The following is a 15,939-nucleotide window of genomic DNA, read 5'->3' on the forward strand; positions in this document are numbered from 1 at the left end:
GCCTTTTTCTTTGTGTATCATTTTTCTGATTCCAGGAATGGATACCTATAATCTGTGGCACTGACAAAGGTTTCTTTAATGGTTCTTGGAGAAACCCACCTAAGTAAATTAATCATTGAGCCTGCTTTGTCATTTGTTCCCGAGGCCCTTGATCCTCCGAAAGGCTGTTGGCCCACGACGGCGCCTGTAGGCTTGTCATTGATGTAGAAGTTGCCCGCAGCGTGTCGAAGTTTACTGGTAGCCATTTCTACAGCATACCTGTCTTTGGAGAAGATTGCACCGGTGAGGGCATAGGGAGAGCTTTGGTCCACCAGCTCCAGTGCTTCTTCAAAATGGTTGGCCTGATAAACATAGATGGTCAGGACTGGACCGAAAATCTCTTCTACCATGGTTTTGTACATAGGATCATGCACTAAGATCACGGTAGGCTCAATAAAAAAGCCTTTGGTTTTATCACAATTTCCTCCGGCAAGTATTTCTACATTCGGAGCAGTTTTGGCAGCTTCGATATAGCCACTTATTTTATCAAAAGCTTTTTCATCAATTACAGCATTGATGAAATTACCAAAATCTTCAGTTCCTCCCATTTTCATGGAAGCAAGGTCTTCTAGTAAATATTCTTTTACGGACTCCCAAAGATTAGAGGGGATATAAGCCCTGGAGGCTGCACTACATTTCTGTCCTTGAAACTCAAAAGCTCCACGGCTCAATGCTGTGGCCAATGCTTTTGGGTCAGCAGATTTATGAGCAATTACAAAGTCTTTACCACCTGTCTCTCCGACTATTCTCGGATAGGTTTTATACTTGGAAATATTATTTCCAATAAGTTTCCATAGGGATTGAAAAACTCCTGTAGATCCGGTGAAATGAAGTCCCGCAAAATCAGGATGCGAAAATACTACATCACCTGTATCAGGGCCTTCCACATAGATCAGATTGATTACCCCATCAGGCAAACCTGCTTCCTTAAAAACCTCCATCAATACCTTGGCAGAGTAAATCTGAGTTTCGGCAGGTTTCCAAACCACCGTATTCCCCATCATGGCTGGTGCGGTGGGTAGATTCCCTGCTATGGCTGTGAAGTTGAAGGGAGTAATGGCAAAAACAAAGCCTTCCAAAGGCCTTTGCTCTAATCTATTCCAGACCCCATTTCCACTAATAGGAGGTTGTTGGGCATAGATCTCTGTCATGAATTTGACATTGAACCTCAAGAAATCTATCAATTCACAGGCCGCATCTATTTCTGCCTGAAAGGCATTTTTTGATTGCCCAAGCATGGTGGCTGCATTGATTTTATCGCGGTAAGGACCTGCCAGCAGGTCAGCAATTTTGAGAAATATTGCTGCTCTTTGTTCCCATTGCATGTTTTCCCAAGCAGGCTTGGCACCCATTGCTGCGTTGATAGCTTGTGTGACATGGTCTTTGTCCCCCCTATGAAATTCACCTAATAAATGTTGTCGATCATGTGGAGGGTATATGGCAGTGGTGTTCCCGGTTTTTACTTCTTCACTGCCGATATACATCGGAATAGCTACTACTTGGTCTCGTGCTGCTTTTAAGGCAGCTTGTAAAGAACCCCTCTCTTTGGATCCCGGAGCATAATTCCTGACGGGTTCGTTGCTTGGTTCTGGTACATTAAAAAAGCCTTTTAGCATAATAGTATGGTGTTTTAATTTTCAATCTGCTTATAACTCAAATATACAAAATATCGATGGCTTAGCAGAATTGAGCTGTTTACAGTATTGTAATGAGTTCTGATAAGTGATTTATAGTATAGGTAGGGCTAATCTTACTCTCGATTTTTAAAGGGTTGTAAAAAACCTGATCGATTTGGGCATTTTGAGCTCCTTGAATGTCTGATAGAGGATTGTCACCTATCATCAGACAGTTTATTGCCTCGGTATTAAGTTGGTGCATGGTATGGTCAAAAATCCTTTTGTCAGGCTTTCTAAATCCGGAGTTTTCAGATGTGACGATCAAACCAAAATAACTATCCAGTTTGGAGGATTTTAGTTTATTGTACTGGCTTTGATTGAACCCATTGGTAATGATATGCAACTCATATTTTGATTTTAGATAGTCTAAAGTTTCGAAAGCATGATCCATTACTTTTGGTTTGGAGGATGTTCTCAATATAAATTCCTCTTCTAGCTCCTTAGGTATTTTTGAGACGTTAAGTTTGGCTCTAGTGAAAACTTCTCTGAAACGCATGGCCCGGAGTTTATCTTTATCTACTTCTCCCTTATTGAATTGTTCCCAAAGGATGTGATTGGTGAATTGGAAAGCGTTAAAGAACAATTCGAAATCGGGATTGCCCAAACTTCCTAAATCAAAATCAATAAACAATTCTGACAAAGAGTCTCTGACATTGCTGTCATAATCCCATAGGGTGTGATCGAGATCAAAAAATAGATGCTTGTATTTTCTCACTATTTATTATTTTCTGTATGGATTGTTTTCAAATTTATTGATGGCCAGTTCTCTGTTTGAATATAATATTTCATAAACCTCCTGATCACGAAGAAGGTTTTGATCTTTTTTAATAAATTTCAAAATCTGATTTAGGATTTCATGTGCTTCATCCAAAACATAATAGAAGGTCCATTGATCTTTTTTTTTGCTGCCAATTAGTCCTGCATTTTTCAAATAAGTTACATGACGACTTGTTTTTGTTTGGGTGAATTCTAAAATATGCTCAAGGTCTGAAATACATAATTCCTGGTTTTGCATGAGTAGATGCAGAATTCGTACCCTGGACTCCTCAGAAAGGGCTTTGAAGACCCGCATTCCGTAGTTTAAACTTATGTTTTTTAACCGCATTTAATTAACTTTAACAAATAAATCGGTTTGAAGTTAATGAATTCAAAAGTAATTCGCTTAATATCGTGTGATCATTGACCTTATTTAGAAATGTCAGAAATTTCGTGTTAATATATCGGGAGAGTTTCTCCGAATAAAATTTAAAAAGTGAGACAAAGGCTAATCCTATTATTTGTTGTTTTATTAGGGCTTTTGGGAAATTCAGTAGATGTCTTTTCTCAGGAAACCAAGGATAAAAAAGTAATTCAGTTTTCAGGTATTATTCTGAATGCTGACAGTACCACCGCCATACCGGGTGTAAACATTTACGTGCCTAAAAAAGGGAGAGGAACCAGTAGCAACCGATTTGGTTATTTTTCTATGCCGGTACTTGCCGGAGACAGTATAGTGTTCTCTTATATTGGACTGAAAAGACAAACCGTCACAATCCCTGAAGACATGGAAAAGGATGAGGTGAGTTATATCCTTACCATGGTACAGGATGAAATAGCGCTTCAGGAAGTGCAGGTAATGCCCTATCCGACAGAAGAAGAGTTTAAAAATGCTATATTGGCAGTGAACATTGATGCTGCACCACCTTTGAATAGAGGTAACTTAAGTCCTCAATTACTCTTGCGATGGGCTGCAGACATGCCGGCTTCAGGCAATGAGAATTTCAGGCAATTTACTAACCAACAGACCCAACAGACTATGGATCGTTACGGTCCGAGACCTATGCCTTTGCTCAATCCATTCGCTTGGGCGCAATTTATCAAATCCATAAAAAATGGAGACCTAAAGAACAAAGACTAATTATTGTGGTTTAAAACTTTTATCTTCCGTTTATCCCAATTTTGATCATTTATGATTTTGTTTACCCTCATTAGGTTTGCAAAAAGGTATATTTACAGGCAAAATTTTAAATTATAGACCATATGAAAAGATTGATAATTTTGGGATGCTTATTGTTTTCCCAATTCAGTTTTGCTCAAGAATATTCCGCAAGGGAAGTAGAGCGACCTAAGTTAGTGGTGGGAATTGTTGTGGATCAGATGCGACAAGAATATTTCTACAGATTTCACGACAGGTATGTTGAAGGAGGGTTAAAGCGATTGATGCATGATGGTTTCATGATGCAAAATGGCCATTACAATTATATCCCTACCTATACGGGACCGGGTCATGCTTCAGTCTATACCGGAGCCACTCCCGCAACCCATGGAATCATAGGTAATAACTGGTACATCCGTGCTACAGATGATGATATTTATTGCGCAGAAGACCAGACGGTTACAGCAATAGGAGGAAGTGATAGCGGTGGAAAAATCTCTCCTAAAAACTTATTGAGTAGTACCATAACAGATGAATTAAAATTTGCTACCGGTAAGCGTTCTAAAGTAGTAGGAGTAGCGATTAAGGATAGAGGCGCAGCATTACCTGCCGGCCATTTGGGAGATGCCTATTGGTATGACAGCAAGACAGGTGGTTTTATGACTTCAAGTTATTACCATGAAGAATTACCTTCTTGGGTCAAAGAATTCAACAATAGAAAACTTGTTTCCAAATATTTGGACCAAACTTGGGAGACACTTTTCCCAATAGAGACTTATATACAGGGAGCTGCAGATGACAATGAATTTGAATCTCCTTTTAAAGGAAAAGATAGGCCTACTTTTCCTTATGATTTGAAAAAATTACAGAAAGACAATGGCGGTTTGGGAATGATCAGTTCTACCCCTTTTGGAAATACCTTTACTGTTGAAATGGCTTTAGCAGCTATTGAAGGAGAGCAATTGGGTAAAAGAGGAGAAACTGATTTTCTGGCAGTAAGCTTCTCAACACCTGATTATATAGGTCACCGATTTGGTCCTCAAGCCATAGAGGTGGAGGACAATTACCTAAGATTAGACAGGGACTTGGCTAGGTTTTTTGACTACTTAGACAAAGAAATTGGTAAAGGACAATACCTTGTATTCCTTACAGCTGATCATGGTGTAGCCGATGTGGTTAACTACATGAAAAGTGAAAGGATGTCATCAGGAAGTTTGAATACTAAAACAATGATGACTGAATTGACGGATTTCGTTAATCAAAAATATGGACAAGGAGATTGGATTTCTAATTTCTCAAATCAGCAAATTTTCCTAAACAGGGAGTTGATTGCAGAAAAAGAACTTTCTTTGGAAGCTGTTCAAAAAGAGGTAGCGAACTTTATCCTGAAGTTTGATGGGGTTAAAGAGACCTACATTGCAGAAGATTTAAGAAGGTATGAATATACCACTGGGTTTAAGCACTTGTTGCAAATGGGCTATAACCATAAATCTTCAGGTGATGTAATGGTGATAATGGAGCCGGCATGGCTCGCCAACGCAAGTAAAGGAACTACCCATGGTACCGGTTATACTTATGACACCAATGTGCCAATCGTATTTTATGGTTGGGGTGTAAAACCGGGTAGCAGTAGCAGGTATGCGACCATTACCGATATTGCCCCAACTTTATCCATGATGTTAAAAACCAGGCTTCCAAACGGAGCTACCGGTCAACCTATCGTTGAAATTGTTGATGCAAAATAATTCTTATAAATTAGTTTATAGTATTGGAAATGCCTGGCTTAAAGTCAGGCATTTTTTTTGGTAGGCCATGTCGTATTACATTTTATTGGTCAAGTCAATTTTTAAACCGAAATATGCAATAAACCTTCTATTACCTGATGGAATCACTTCAAAAGCAATCGCTTCGCTGCTATTACGAATCCTATTACATAATGCAGATTAAATTCTCCTTTATTTACTTGGCCTAGGTTTGACAGTAAATTATTTGGATATTTTTTTCATTTTTATTATGTTTAAATAGGTTAATGTCTTAGTTATCAATAGTTAATGTTGGGAATAAATTGGTGAATGAATCTGGTTAGGTCCCATACCATTGTTTTAAAATTGTGGATGCTCATCCAACTGGAAATATGATCACTGTCAAAAACAATGTGCTTTGGTCCTATATCAGTCCAATTGATGATCCAAACCATAGCGCTTGTGTAATGATTTGGAACAAGGGTTCAAAATCTGTCGTATTTATCCAGTCTGAATTTCCTGCAAGTGATTATATGCTTTTCAACAATCGGGAGGAGATTTACATTATAGAAAGAAGACACCTGCAAGCAACTCAAAGTTTCGAGGTTAGGGTGTTGAAAACTAAAGTCGATACTAAACCAAAAGTTATTTGGGATTGGTTTGAGGACGATTGGCGAATTGGGGAAAAAGGTCATTTGAACTTGTAGAAGAATCAAAAAAGAAAAAAAACATCTACCAACAAGCAGTACCTCTTACCCCACATTGGGTAGCTTTTTTGGGCAATGAAAAGCTGTTGTTTTCTTCTAAATTGATTTTCGATGGTAGTACACCCCAGCCCTATTTGGCTTTACTAAAGGAGGATAATGACAAAAAAATAATATGGGAGGCAAATTGAGTCGCACAGTTATCATGCTGTTTTATCTTCAGCTTATTTCTTGTCAATTTGTTTGGGCTCAGGGTGAAAATAAAATAGGTGCCGACACCTTGAATACGGTGTTATTTAAAGTCACTGCTAGCCATTCGAACAAGGTTTCTTATCTTTTTGGTACCCACCATGCATTTGGAAAATCCTTCTTCGATACTTTATATAATGTCCACCAAGCTTTGGGGACTTGTGAAGTGCTGATAAAAGAAAACTTGAATATTTCAGGGCATTTGGCAGAAGACATAATCAATAGGAGAACAGTCAAGACCAAATGGTCCAAATATTTGAAAAAAGATGAGCTTACTTTTGTTAAAAATTTGTTCGCTTCCAGTCCAACCAATTTTCATAAAATTACACCAACAGAAATGTATGTTTTCCTGAACAGGCATTTCAATCAACAAGTTTGTCTGTCAAAAGACCAAACTGATCCTTTCCTTACCTTAGATGACTATATAGCCCTAAAAGCCAAGGAGCATAATGCAAAACTGTTTGGTCTTGAAACAACGGAAGAGCAAATAGAACTTATCAATAAAGACGTTGAAGGCATGCCACGAAAAGTACATAAAAGAAGGCTGTCAAATATTATTGCAAAAATCAAGAGTCGAAAGAACAATTACTGTGAGGAAACAGCATGGTACAAGCAAATGGAAATTGATTATCAATTCAATCTGCCTTGTAGCAATAACTTACTGCTTACCGATAGGAATAATAAATGGATGAGTGACATTATCAAATTAATTGAAACGAAGAATTGTTTCATTGCAGTAGGCTTAAGTCATTTGATGTACGAATGTGGATTAATTAAGCAATTGCAAAACCAGTCTTATACGATCTCACCGGTGATAGTAAATCAGTAGGAGGTATTCCCCTGCTATAAGTAGATTGTATCTACTCCTTCGTATTAAGAAGATTGATCGAATAGAGGACCTTCCACGGGTGAAAAGCCGTGATTGTAGTTTTTGAAGGCTTTTCTAAGTTGGAATTCGCAATTGGCTGTTTTTAAATCCTTGTAATAAAACCACTTAATGATTTTCTACTTCAATAATTTTTAATAAATTAGTTGGAGATGTTTTTCCTCATCGGGATCCCTTCAATTAATGTGAAGTATAAAAGCTATACAAATTAACCCTTTAATTAAAGAAATTGGAGTTTGATGAAATGTGTATGCATCCCCATTCTAATTGTACTATATACATATGGTTTAAATTTTAAAACAGGTTTTTAATGTTCAAATATTTAAAAAACTACGGTCTAAGCATCGCGATTTTCCTTCCAGCTCTTTTTCTTCTTTCTTGTCAATCCAATGATTCTTCAAAGAAGTTGATCAGGGAACTCCCAGATTCAGGGAGCTTGATATCCAAAGAAATAGCGATAGATAGTTCTGTGTTGATTCCTTCCAAAATACTGGTGTTTCCTGACAAGGCGGTTATCCTAGACAATGGCAAAGAATCCTTGTTTAAGGTTTTCAGTTTGCCTGACTTTTCCCTACTTTACAGTTTTGGTAAACAGGGGGAAGGCCCTGATGAATTTAGTTTTGTGGATCCCAATTCTTTGCAAACTAGTGGAGATGATTTGGTGGTGGTCACTAGTACAAAGCTCAGAAAAATAAGGCTGAAAGAGAGTAAGGCAGTGATGGGGGAAAGTGTGAAACTACTCAAATCAAATGCTGGTCCCGTGAACAGGCTGCTTATGATTAATGATTCTACCTATATATGTGATATTTTTGATGCTATACCGGGCGGGCCGGAATACCAAACAGTACACCTGCCTAGTGCTAAAGAAGTAGCCACATTTGGCAAATATCCCGAACAATCTACGGGCCAGAATAGTGGTCAAGGTAATCTATATCGTGATTTTGGAAAAACAACAGTGATCAATCCTAAAGACGGGAGATTGGCTGCATTTTACTTTTTACAAAATCAAATCAAGTTTTATAATCCCAAGGGAGAATTCTTAATGGAAATAGGCGTTGAAGCGCTTGAAAAACCAGTTTCTGGTGAAGAGTTGGCTCTTTTTTGGGTAGAGCCTTACGCAACCGAAAATCATATTTATGTGATGTTTGTAGGTAAACCTAAAAGTGAGATAATGGAAGAATTTGAGACATTCCGGCCCCATATGGAAATCTGGGATTGGGAAGGAAACTTATTGGAGCGTTATACGATGGATCAATTCCTCACTAGCTATGTTGTTTCAGAAAAACAGCAAAAAATATACGGATTTTCTTATTTTAAAGAAGGTGTACTTTTCGAGTACAACCTAAAAGATGCTGGGCGATCCAGTCCCCTTATTGGTAAAAACCAAAATGGGATTTCCATAATAAAAGACAAAAAACCCGAAAAGCAAGGTCAGATTTCAGACCCTAAAAATGAGATTGTTGCTGAAAACGATTATTACAAAATGAAATTACCAGTAGGGTGGAATTATTCTGGAGTTAGAGGGGAAGTGAAAAAAGACTACTATGAAAGTGACGAAATGTACATAAACAAGGCTACTTTCAAGAGTCCAAAACGGGAGGGAAAGTCCTTTTGCGGAGATGCTTCACTTCAGGTAAGGATTTTATTTCCTAAGGAAGCGGCTTTGGATATAGGAAGCCATTTGGATAAAATGGTAGCTGATTATCGGTCTAATTCAAGTTTGATTGAATTTAAGGTAAAAGAAATAGGTAGTGATGAAAAATCTAAAGGTTATAGGTTGAATTTCGCAAACCAACTAGTTGATCCCAAAGGTAATAAGTACATTTCCTATAGTGAGGTTGATATTTTTGAAAAGGAGAATAGGATAATTCAAACCATCTATAGTAGTTGCGACTTATATGAGCACTATTATGAAGAGGTCCAGGAGGCCTTAGCTACGCTTACTTTGAAAGATGCCTTTCCCAATGGGGGGTAAAAATTGAATTCTTGATGTTAAGTACTTTTACAGGGGATGATGAGAGTCGGGGAATTTTTGGGATAAGTAGACCGAGCTACTAAACCTGATTAAGAAAGCATGTCAAATACACACAGCCCTCTTCTGGAAGGAATAGATAGCATTTGCTCCTTTCTATTAATAAGGGATTTGAAATTTGATTACAATTCCCGGATGGTGTTGAACATTGTAACGGAAAGTAATTTTACTTTTTAACCCCTTCCCAGAAAGGGTGTGAATTAATGATTTAGTTTGTTGAAAAAAAAACCATTGCTTGAACGTTGTATTTCAATCCTAAGCTGCCTCAATGAAACTGCTACATTATGTTCACTAACAAATGAATAGTTTACCGACAAGTTTCATTATGGAATAGAATAGCCTTTTAACCTAAAAACACAATACAGGCTTAAATAAAGATAAAATTAACTTTTATTTGTTTATATTTAATAAAATAGTTGCAACTACCATTTTTTTTTCAATTTAACTGCCATTAAATCAATGTTTTACTTTAAATCCAAAAAACTATGAAGAAGTGGCTTAAAAATTCAAAAAAAGGAATGGCAACTCTGGGAGCTGTAGCTTTTATGCTGGTGGCCGGTTGGCAGTTTGGAGTTAGTGGCACGGAAGCGGTGTTTTCAGAAAATGAAGTAGCTTTGGAGAATGCGATTGCGGGGAGCGGGAATGATTGTCCAATAAAAGTAAATAATCCAGATTGGTACTATGACCCTATTTGCGAATGTATTTTATGGTACAATGATTGCTATTGTGGGCCTGGTTGGTGTTAGGGTTGACCTTTCATTAAATATTTAATTCGTCTGATAATTATTAAAAATAATGAGAAGTTTAATAATAATTTGCTTTTTTATCACTTTCTCATGTGGGAGAAAAGCCGATAAAAAAGCAAATTCAGCCGTGTACCCTATTGATTCTAAAAGGGACTTCTTGTATAATTGGCCAAAAAAAACCTCAATAAAAGAAGTTATTTACCTTGAGAGTTTGGATTCCATTTTAATATCCCACGTTGAGAAAATCTGGATCTCCCAAAAGGATTTCAGTGAAATTTACGTTTTAGATAGAAAACTAAAAAAAGTATTTATTTTTAATGCTACTGGAGAAATACTATCGGTTTTTGATAGAAATGGCTCTGGACCTGGAGAATACCATGAAATAAGAGATGCTTTTCTAGATTTCAAAAATAATGAAATCCTTATTTTGGATAATAAACGCATAAAAAAATATAATCTACTTACTTTTAAATACCTAGGAAGCAAGGATTTAAATGGAATACCAGGAGATAATAACTTCACTAGATTTACTAAAATTCATGATGTGTATTATTTATGGACAAACATACCTCCTTTTCAAAGACCAGAATTAAATTTCTTACAGTACGATCAAAGACATCATTTAGTAAGGTTAGAGAATAATACAATTGATTTTTTTATACCTTATGCATACGGCGTATTGAATGAAATTAGATTTTATCCATCTGTAAGTGGAGAAGATTATTATATTTCTCCCCTTACAGGGAAATATGACATTAATAAAATAAGTGAAAAGGGTGTTTCCAAAGAGTATGAGTTTCCCATTATCTCAAAAGAAATTCCAGAAAACTTATTAAAGGAAATGTTTTATTTAGAAGATCAGTTCCTTGCGTCAGATTATTTTAAAATTTTAACAAATTTTAGAGAAACCAATAATCTACTCTATTTTAATTTTATTGGCCCTAAAGCTAAAGTTTATCATGCATTATTTGATAAAAAAGAGAGAGAATTTTTAACTATTGGCAAATCTGAAGAATTTATTCCCTAAATTATCTTTGCAGATACGGATCATTTTTATTCATTGATATCGCCTGATGTTTTACTGTTTTTAATTAAAAGTAAGAGGATAACAATTGAGAATAATAACTTGTTAAAAGAAATCGATTTAAAAGGGTTTAAAACTGATGATAATCCGATAATAATTAAGTTTAGTATTGAATGATGTATGTGCAATAGAGGAAGTGCCCTTCTTCTAGAAGTAAATTACATCAATTGCTTCCTATTAAAAGGAATTGATCGAGAATTGGCCGTTCACTGGTTTTCATCCATGATTATTATTGAAGCCTTAAAGGCTTCTTTGGATAAAAAATAATAAACATCATTCTATAATATTGGTTACTTCACCAACCCCAGGTCTGAAGAGCCTGAACAATAAAAACTGAGAGTTCCAACTTACAGGATAGTTGTTATTGCATTAATCACAGCCCCCCTATTGGTGTTGAACATTGTAACGGAAAGTAATTTACTTTTTGGACGCTATTATGGTATGACTGACATGGAATTGAAAGGGCAAGGAAGTGGGAAATAAATCTATCTGATTTTTAGGAAATTCAAAAAGTGAAATATATGCAAAATATATTTTCAGAAAACCGACAATAAAACTAAAACATGCCATTGTTATTGGCTGCATCGGTAGGCACCTGTTGGATGGCATCCCAGTGTTCACAGATTTTTCCTGCCTCATCAAATCTGAAAAAGTCCATGGTGACGTATTGGTCATTTCCTGGCCAGATCTGTCGGGTATGAAGTGCCACCAAGTCACCCTCAGCGATGCAACGTAAGAATTCGATGGATTTTTTGGGGTATTCTCGCTGCATTTTTTCAAAATAATCAATAAAACCTTGCGTACCATTGGCTACTGCGGGGTTGTGTTGAATGTATTCCTTACCCACAAATTTTTCTACCGCCTCTTTTGGCTTCCCGAGGTAGGCAGTTTTGTAAAAGTCGATGGCGTTTTTCTTATTTGTGTCCGTATTCATGGTTTTAGGTTCTTTTGCAATGAGGATTAAATGGGATAATACAATCTGAATTTTCCAATAAGAAACGTTTAGCTATCTCATAGGTTATGATTTTGTCAGTATTGTTGCAGAAAAAAAGCAACAATACCGCCAAAATCGATTAACGTTTTATTCACCATTCCGGTAGCTGAGGCCACCGGCTATAATCATGTCACCCCTGGCGGGGTTTTAGTTTTGCGTATTGATTAGAATTTGGTTTTTATTTAGGAAAGCGACGTTAAGATTTTGTCAGCATTGTTGCAGAAATAAGCAACAATACCGCCAAAATCAAGATGGCGCTATAATTTTCACACCAAGGGCTGACACCCTTGGCTGGTATATTTCGCCCTGTCAGGGCTTGGTGAGGTCAAGTGAAATAAGGAACGATCAGGTTAGAAAATAGACGTTAAGATTTTGTCATTATAATCAAGTTTCCGTGGGTTGCCACCACACGGTTATTATTATTGAAGCCCTTCAGGCTTCTATATGTGTTCTAGAATTACGTTAGATCGGTTATAATCCTTTCCCCCTAGTGGGGATTTAGGGTTTGAATAAAGCGTTACAATTAACAGAACATGGAAGGGTAAATCTAAATGGATTTTTAGACTTGTTAAGGAAGCACTTCAATGAGCGCATGATATTTTAGGTAAATTTTGGCCTTCAAAGGATATGGTTTTTGGAGATGGATAGCGGGGGTTAAAAAAATGAGTTAGCTCCAACAAGGAGATCCACTCATTTTTAGCCCGAAATTCAGCTCCAAAAATCAAATGATGGTAATGCAAATGACCAATTACCCCTAAGCCTTATCCATCATTTGAAATAAGATTTGACAGCCTTGACCTTTTTGGTTCGTTTTTGGGTCAAGCCTGCCCTGATTTTCTTTACACTCAGGGGGAAAAATGAACAGTGAGGATAGGGGGTATCTTAATCAGTTGATATTAAGGGTTTAAGGTGGTTTTATTTTTAAGAAAAACCATCATCAGAGGAGATTTTGTCAGCATTGTTGCAGAAAAAGAGCAACAATACCGCCAAAATCAAGATGGCGCTATAATTCTCACACCAAGAGCTGACACCCTTGGCTGAGATATTTCGACCCTTCAGGCCTTGGTGAGGTCAAGTGAAATAATGTGCGATCAGAGTTGTGAAATAGATATTTTGATTTTGGCGGTATATTCAAGTTTCCGTGGGTTGCCACCACTTGGTTATTATTGTTGAAGTATTTCAGGCAACTTTATGCATTGAAAACATCTCAAAGGCAGGTACCTGTAGAACTGAAGAAGTCACTCTCTGGGCTAACAATTTATTAAAATTTATAAAAGCACTTTTGAAGCGCCTTTTTCCAGGTCTATTTCATATTCCTTGCCCTGACATACAATCTTTGTCTTGCCACCGGAAATGGACAAAATTTCGGCTTTTTTGAGTTTGCCGGCTTCCCATTCCATGCTTATTTCAAAATTCCCTCTGGCTTTAAGTCCTTTTACTTTACCGGTGTTCCATGCTTGAGGTAGGGCTGGCAGTAATCGGATAATTCCTTCTTCGTGTGACTGTACTAACATTTCTGCTATGCCTGCTGTAGCCCCAAGATTGCCTTCGATCTGGAAAATTTTACCCAGCAAGTCAAACATATTGGGAGACAATTGAGTGGCCATCATTTCATGAATATGTTCAAGTCCTTCTTCTCCCTTTTGCAAGCGAGCAAAGAAATTGATGATCCAGGCCCTGCTCCATCCGGTCTGTCCGGCGCCACCGTAAGTCAATCGCCTTTCAATGGTTTTCTCTGCTGCTTTAAATAATTCAGGTGTAGCCTGTGTGATTTGGTTGGAAGGATACAAGGCATACAAATGAGACATGTGCCGGTGGCCGGGTTCGACTTCTTCATAGTCTTCATACCATTCCTGAAGAGTGCCGTTTTTCCCGATTTTGATCAGTGGTAATTTGCTGGATGCTTTTTCTATGGATGCAGTCAATTGCTTGTTACCAATGATTTCCTCTGCTTTCAGACAAGCATTGAAGATGTCATTGATAATTTGGATGTCCATGCTGGCAGCCGTAGTGTTTTTTGTGGCTTTGCCTGTATTTAGATCTATATAGGCATTTTCCGGAGAGTAAGAAGGGGAAGTGACCAATTCACCTTTTTTATTCTCCTTTAGGAAGTCCAAAATAAATTGTGCGGCACCAGCCAGGACAGGGTAAGCAGTTTGCTCTAAATAGTCTTGGTCTTGCGTGAACTCATAATGCCTCCATAAGGAGAGGGACATCCATGCTCCGGCAAGTGGGTTGGAATAGCCATTGGTCATTTGAGAGTCCTTGGTTGATCCGGATGGAGTAGTTCTTCCAAAAGGATTGCTAACATGGTGGGCCATCCATCCGGAGGATCCAATGAACTTTTCTGCCGTTGTCTCTCCGTTTTTTGCCAATTTCTCCATGAAATTGGACAATGGAACAAAAGCCTCGGACAAGTTGGTCTGATCAGCAGGCCAGTAGTTCATTTGTAGGTTGATGTTTAGGTGGAAGTCTGATTCCCAGGGAGCCCACATCTCTTTGTTCCAGATGCCTTGTAAATTGGCAGGTAGGATGGCCCTATTGACAGAACTGCCCATCAATAGATACCTGCCGTATTGGAAAAACAATTCCGTAATGTGATTGTCATTGGTGCCTTCTCTTACCTGATCTAGTCGTTTGTCAGTAGGAATAGTGTCCTTGATCGGGCCTCCTAAAGATAGGGCTACCCGGTTAAACATTTCACTGTGTGCTGCAGTATGCGCCTCTTTAGCTGTGTTATAAGCAGTTTCCAGAGCGCCAACTAGTGTTTTTAAGGCCTTGTCTTTTGCATCAATGTTTCTGTCAAAGTTCAGCTTGGCTAAATTATAATCAGTCGCTGCACTGACAATAACCGTATACCCTGTGCTGTTTTCGATCTTGAGGGTGTTCTCCATTCCACTGATGCTGCCATTATCCAAAGTTGCCGTTATTTGAGAGGCGAATTTCATGTGCAAGCCGGGTTCACCTGAGCCGTCTACATTGTCATCATACCCATTAGGGTCGTCAAATACCTGACCATCCACAAATAGTATTTCGCCTTCTCCTATGTTTTGAACAATGTCTTTTTCTCGATCAAAACGAATGGTACTGTTGATCGGCTCTCCATCTAAACTTTCAAAACGATAAAAAATCACATTGTATTTGACGGAAGAAAATGCTTCCCGTAGGTATCTTTTCCCATCAATAGTGTAGGTGGAAGTTACAATGCCGGTTTCCATGTCTAGGGTCCTGCGGTAATTTTCAGGAGATTTGTGATGGTCAAAAGTAATATGCAATTCCCCAAGGGGTTCATAGGACCGAATGGAAGTAGGTGAAACAGCCAGATGTTTCATTCCATAATTTAAGGCTTCTTCGTATTTACCTTCCATGTTTAATTGCTGAAAGGCCGCATAATGTTTTTGTACATCTTCGGGGTAAGGGTCTTCTGGCATCCCTGCCCAAAGGCTTTCCTCATTGAGCTGAATTTGTTCCTCTTTTACTCCTCCAAAAATCATGGCACCTAATCTCCCATTGCCTATAGGTAGTGCTTCTAGCCATTCATTGGCGGGAGAGGTGTACCAAAGCTGCATTTTTTTTGAATTGTTTGCTTTCTGGGCTTCACTTTGACAGCTTCCAAGAAACAATGTCAGGTTAATTAATAATAAGAGTATAATGGAACGCATGCTCAATTGGGTTTGATGGAAAGGCATAATACTAAAATATTTTCATTCCTTTTCTAAAAATACTGTAAACGGAGTCTATATATTAGACAAGCAGAAAATTTCACAACTAGGTGTTGGTTTTTCATCTATTTCTAAGTAGGTACTGACAATTTGACATTAAAATGAGTTTGGAACAAGTCTTGATTTAAGCAAAAAGATTATAATTGACTT

12 protein-coding genes are annotated in these 15,939 nt (G+C 37.8%); 7 read left to right on the top strand and 5 right to left on the bottom strand.

Going from position 1 to position 15,939, the window contains the following annotated elements; all coding sequences use genetic code 11:
- Positions 1-17 precede the first annotated feature (17 nt).
- From pruA to AC13EX_RS15340, 3 genes are all read right to left on the bottom strand, one after another.
- The gene (pruA, locus tag AC13EX_RS15330) at positions 18-1,655 is read right to left on the bottom strand and encodes an L-glutamate gamma-semialdehyde dehydrogenase (RefSeq protein ID WP_482893358.1); all 1,638 of its coding nucleotides are present in this window, start codon (positions 1,653-1,655) and stop codon (positions 18-20) included.
- A gap of 79 nt (positions 1,656-1,734) precedes the next feature.
- A complete protein-coding gene (locus AC13EX_RS15335; protein ID WP_482893359.1) occupies positions 1,735-2,430 on the bottom strand; it encodes a YjjG family noncanonical pyrimidine nucleotidase in 696 nt (231 codons plus the stop codon).
- Between the two features lie 6 nt (positions 2,431-2,436).
- Positions 2,437-2,820, bottom strand: coding sequence for an ArsR/SmtB family transcription factor (locus AC13EX_RS15340; protein WP_048640860.1), 384 nt, complete (start codon positions 2,818-2,820; stop codon positions 2,437-2,439).
- Between the two features lie 147 nt (positions 2,821-2,967).
- Between AC13EX_RS15340 and AC13EX_RS15345 the strand changes: the two genes are divergently transcribed.
- From AC13EX_RS15345 to AC13EX_RS15375, 7 genes are all read left to right on the top strand, one after another.
- Positions 2,968-3,612: a carboxypeptidase-like regulatory domain-containing protein gene (locus AC13EX_RS15345; protein ID WP_048640859.1), complete on the top strand. Its 645-nt coding sequence runs from the start codon at positions 2,968-2,970 to the stop codon at positions 3,610-3,612.
- 122 nt (positions 3,613-3,734) lie between these two features.
- Positions 3,735-5,375 (top strand): alkaline phosphatase PafA, encoded by a 1,641-nt coding sequence (gene pafA / locus AC13EX_RS15350; protein WP_482893360.1) that lies wholly within the window; start codon positions 3,735-3,737, stop codon positions 5,373-5,375.
- Positions 5,376-5,740: 365 nt separating this feature from the next.
- Positions 5,741-6,079 carry a hypothetical protein gene (locus AC13EX_RS15355; RefSeq protein WP_482893361.1) on the top strand — a complete coding sequence of 113 codons (339 nt, stop codon included), beginning with the start codon at positions 5,741-5,743 and terminating at the stop codon, positions 6,077-6,079.
- Positions 6,080-6,251: 172 nt separating this feature from the next.
- A complete protein-coding gene (locus AC13EX_RS15360; protein ID WP_482893362.1) occupies positions 6,252-7,154 on the top strand; it encodes a TraB/GumN family protein in 903 nt (300 codons plus the stop codon).
- A 367-nt stretch (positions 7,155-7,521) separates the two neighbouring features.
- Positions 7,522-9,186, top strand: a complete 1,665-nt coding sequence (locus AC13EX_RS15365; RefSeq protein ID WP_482893363.1) for a BF3164 family lipoprotein — start codon at positions 7,522-7,524, stop codon at positions 9,184-9,186.
- 542 nt (positions 9,187-9,728) lie between these two features.
- Positions 9,729-9,989 carry a hypothetical protein gene (locus AC13EX_RS15370; RefSeq protein ID WP_482893364.1) on the top strand — a complete coding sequence of 87 codons (261 nt, stop codon included), beginning with the start codon at positions 9,729-9,731 and terminating at the stop codon, positions 9,987-9,989.
- 49 nt (positions 9,990-10,038) lie between these two features.
- Positions 10,039-11,016, top strand: a complete 978-nt coding sequence (locus tag AC13EX_RS15375) for a 6-bladed beta-propeller (RefSeq protein WP_482893365.1) — start codon at positions 10,039-10,041, stop codon at positions 11,014-11,016.
- 613 nt (positions 11,017-11,629) lie between these two features.
- Here AC13EX_RS15375 and AC13EX_RS15380 read toward each other — a convergent pair.
- Both AC13EX_RS15380 and AC13EX_RS15385 read right to left on the bottom strand, forming a co-directional pair.
- The gene (locus tag AC13EX_RS15380) at positions 11,630-12,007 is read right to left on the bottom strand and encodes a nuclear transport factor 2 family protein (protein ID WP_482893366.1); all 378 of its coding nucleotides are present in this window, start codon (positions 12,005-12,007) and stop codon (positions 11,630-11,632) included.
- 1,328 nt (positions 12,008-13,335) lie between these two features.
- Positions 13,336-15,729: a glycoside hydrolase family 95 protein gene (locus tag AC13EX_RS15385; RefSeq protein ID WP_482893367.1), complete on the bottom strand. Its 2,394-nt coding sequence runs from the start codon at positions 15,727-15,729 to the stop codon at positions 13,336-13,338.
- Between the last annotated feature and the right edge of the window lie 210 nt (positions 15,730-15,939).

The organism is Cyclobacterium sp. L-R (assembly GCF_056859355.1).

What these genes read in the sequence shown, in the direction of transcription:
- pruA (WP_482893358.1), bottom strand. Translation starts at nt 1,655, where the DNA reads ATGCTAAAAGGCTTTTTTAATGTACCAGAACCAAGCAACGAACCCGTC.
- AC13EX_RS15340 (WP_048640860.1), bottom strand. Translation starts at nt 2,820, where the DNA reads ATGCGGTTAAAAAACATAAGTTTAAACTACGGAATGCGGGTCTTCAAA.
- pafA (WP_482893360.1), top strand. Translation starts at nt 3,735, where the DNA reads ATGAAAAGATTGATAATTTTGGGATGCTTATTGTTTTCCCAATTCAGT.
- AC13EX_RS15360 (WP_482893362.1), top strand. Translation starts at nt 6,252, where the DNA reads ATGGGAGGCAAATTGAGTCGCACAGTTATCATGCTGTTTTATCTTCAG.
- AC13EX_RS15365 (WP_482893363.1), top strand. Translation starts at nt 7,522, where the DNA reads ATGTTCAAATATTTAAAAAACTACGGTCTAAGCATCGCGATTTTCCTT.
- AC13EX_RS15370 (WP_482893364.1), top strand. Translation starts at nt 9,729, where the DNA reads ATGAAGAAGTGGCTTAAAAATTCAAAAAAAGGAATGGCAACTCTGGGA.
- AC13EX_RS15375 (WP_482893365.1), top strand. Translation starts at nt 10,039, where the DNA reads ATGAGAAGTTTAATAATAATTTGCTTTTTTATCACTTTCTCATGTGGG.
- AC13EX_RS15380 (WP_482893366.1), bottom strand. Translation starts at nt 12,007, where the DNA reads ATGAATACGGACACAAATAAGAAAAACGCCATCGACTTTTACAAAACT.
- AC13EX_RS15385 (WP_482893367.1), bottom strand. Translation starts at nt 15,729, where the DNA reads ATGCGTTCCATTATACTCTTATTATTAATTAACCTGACATTGTTTCTT.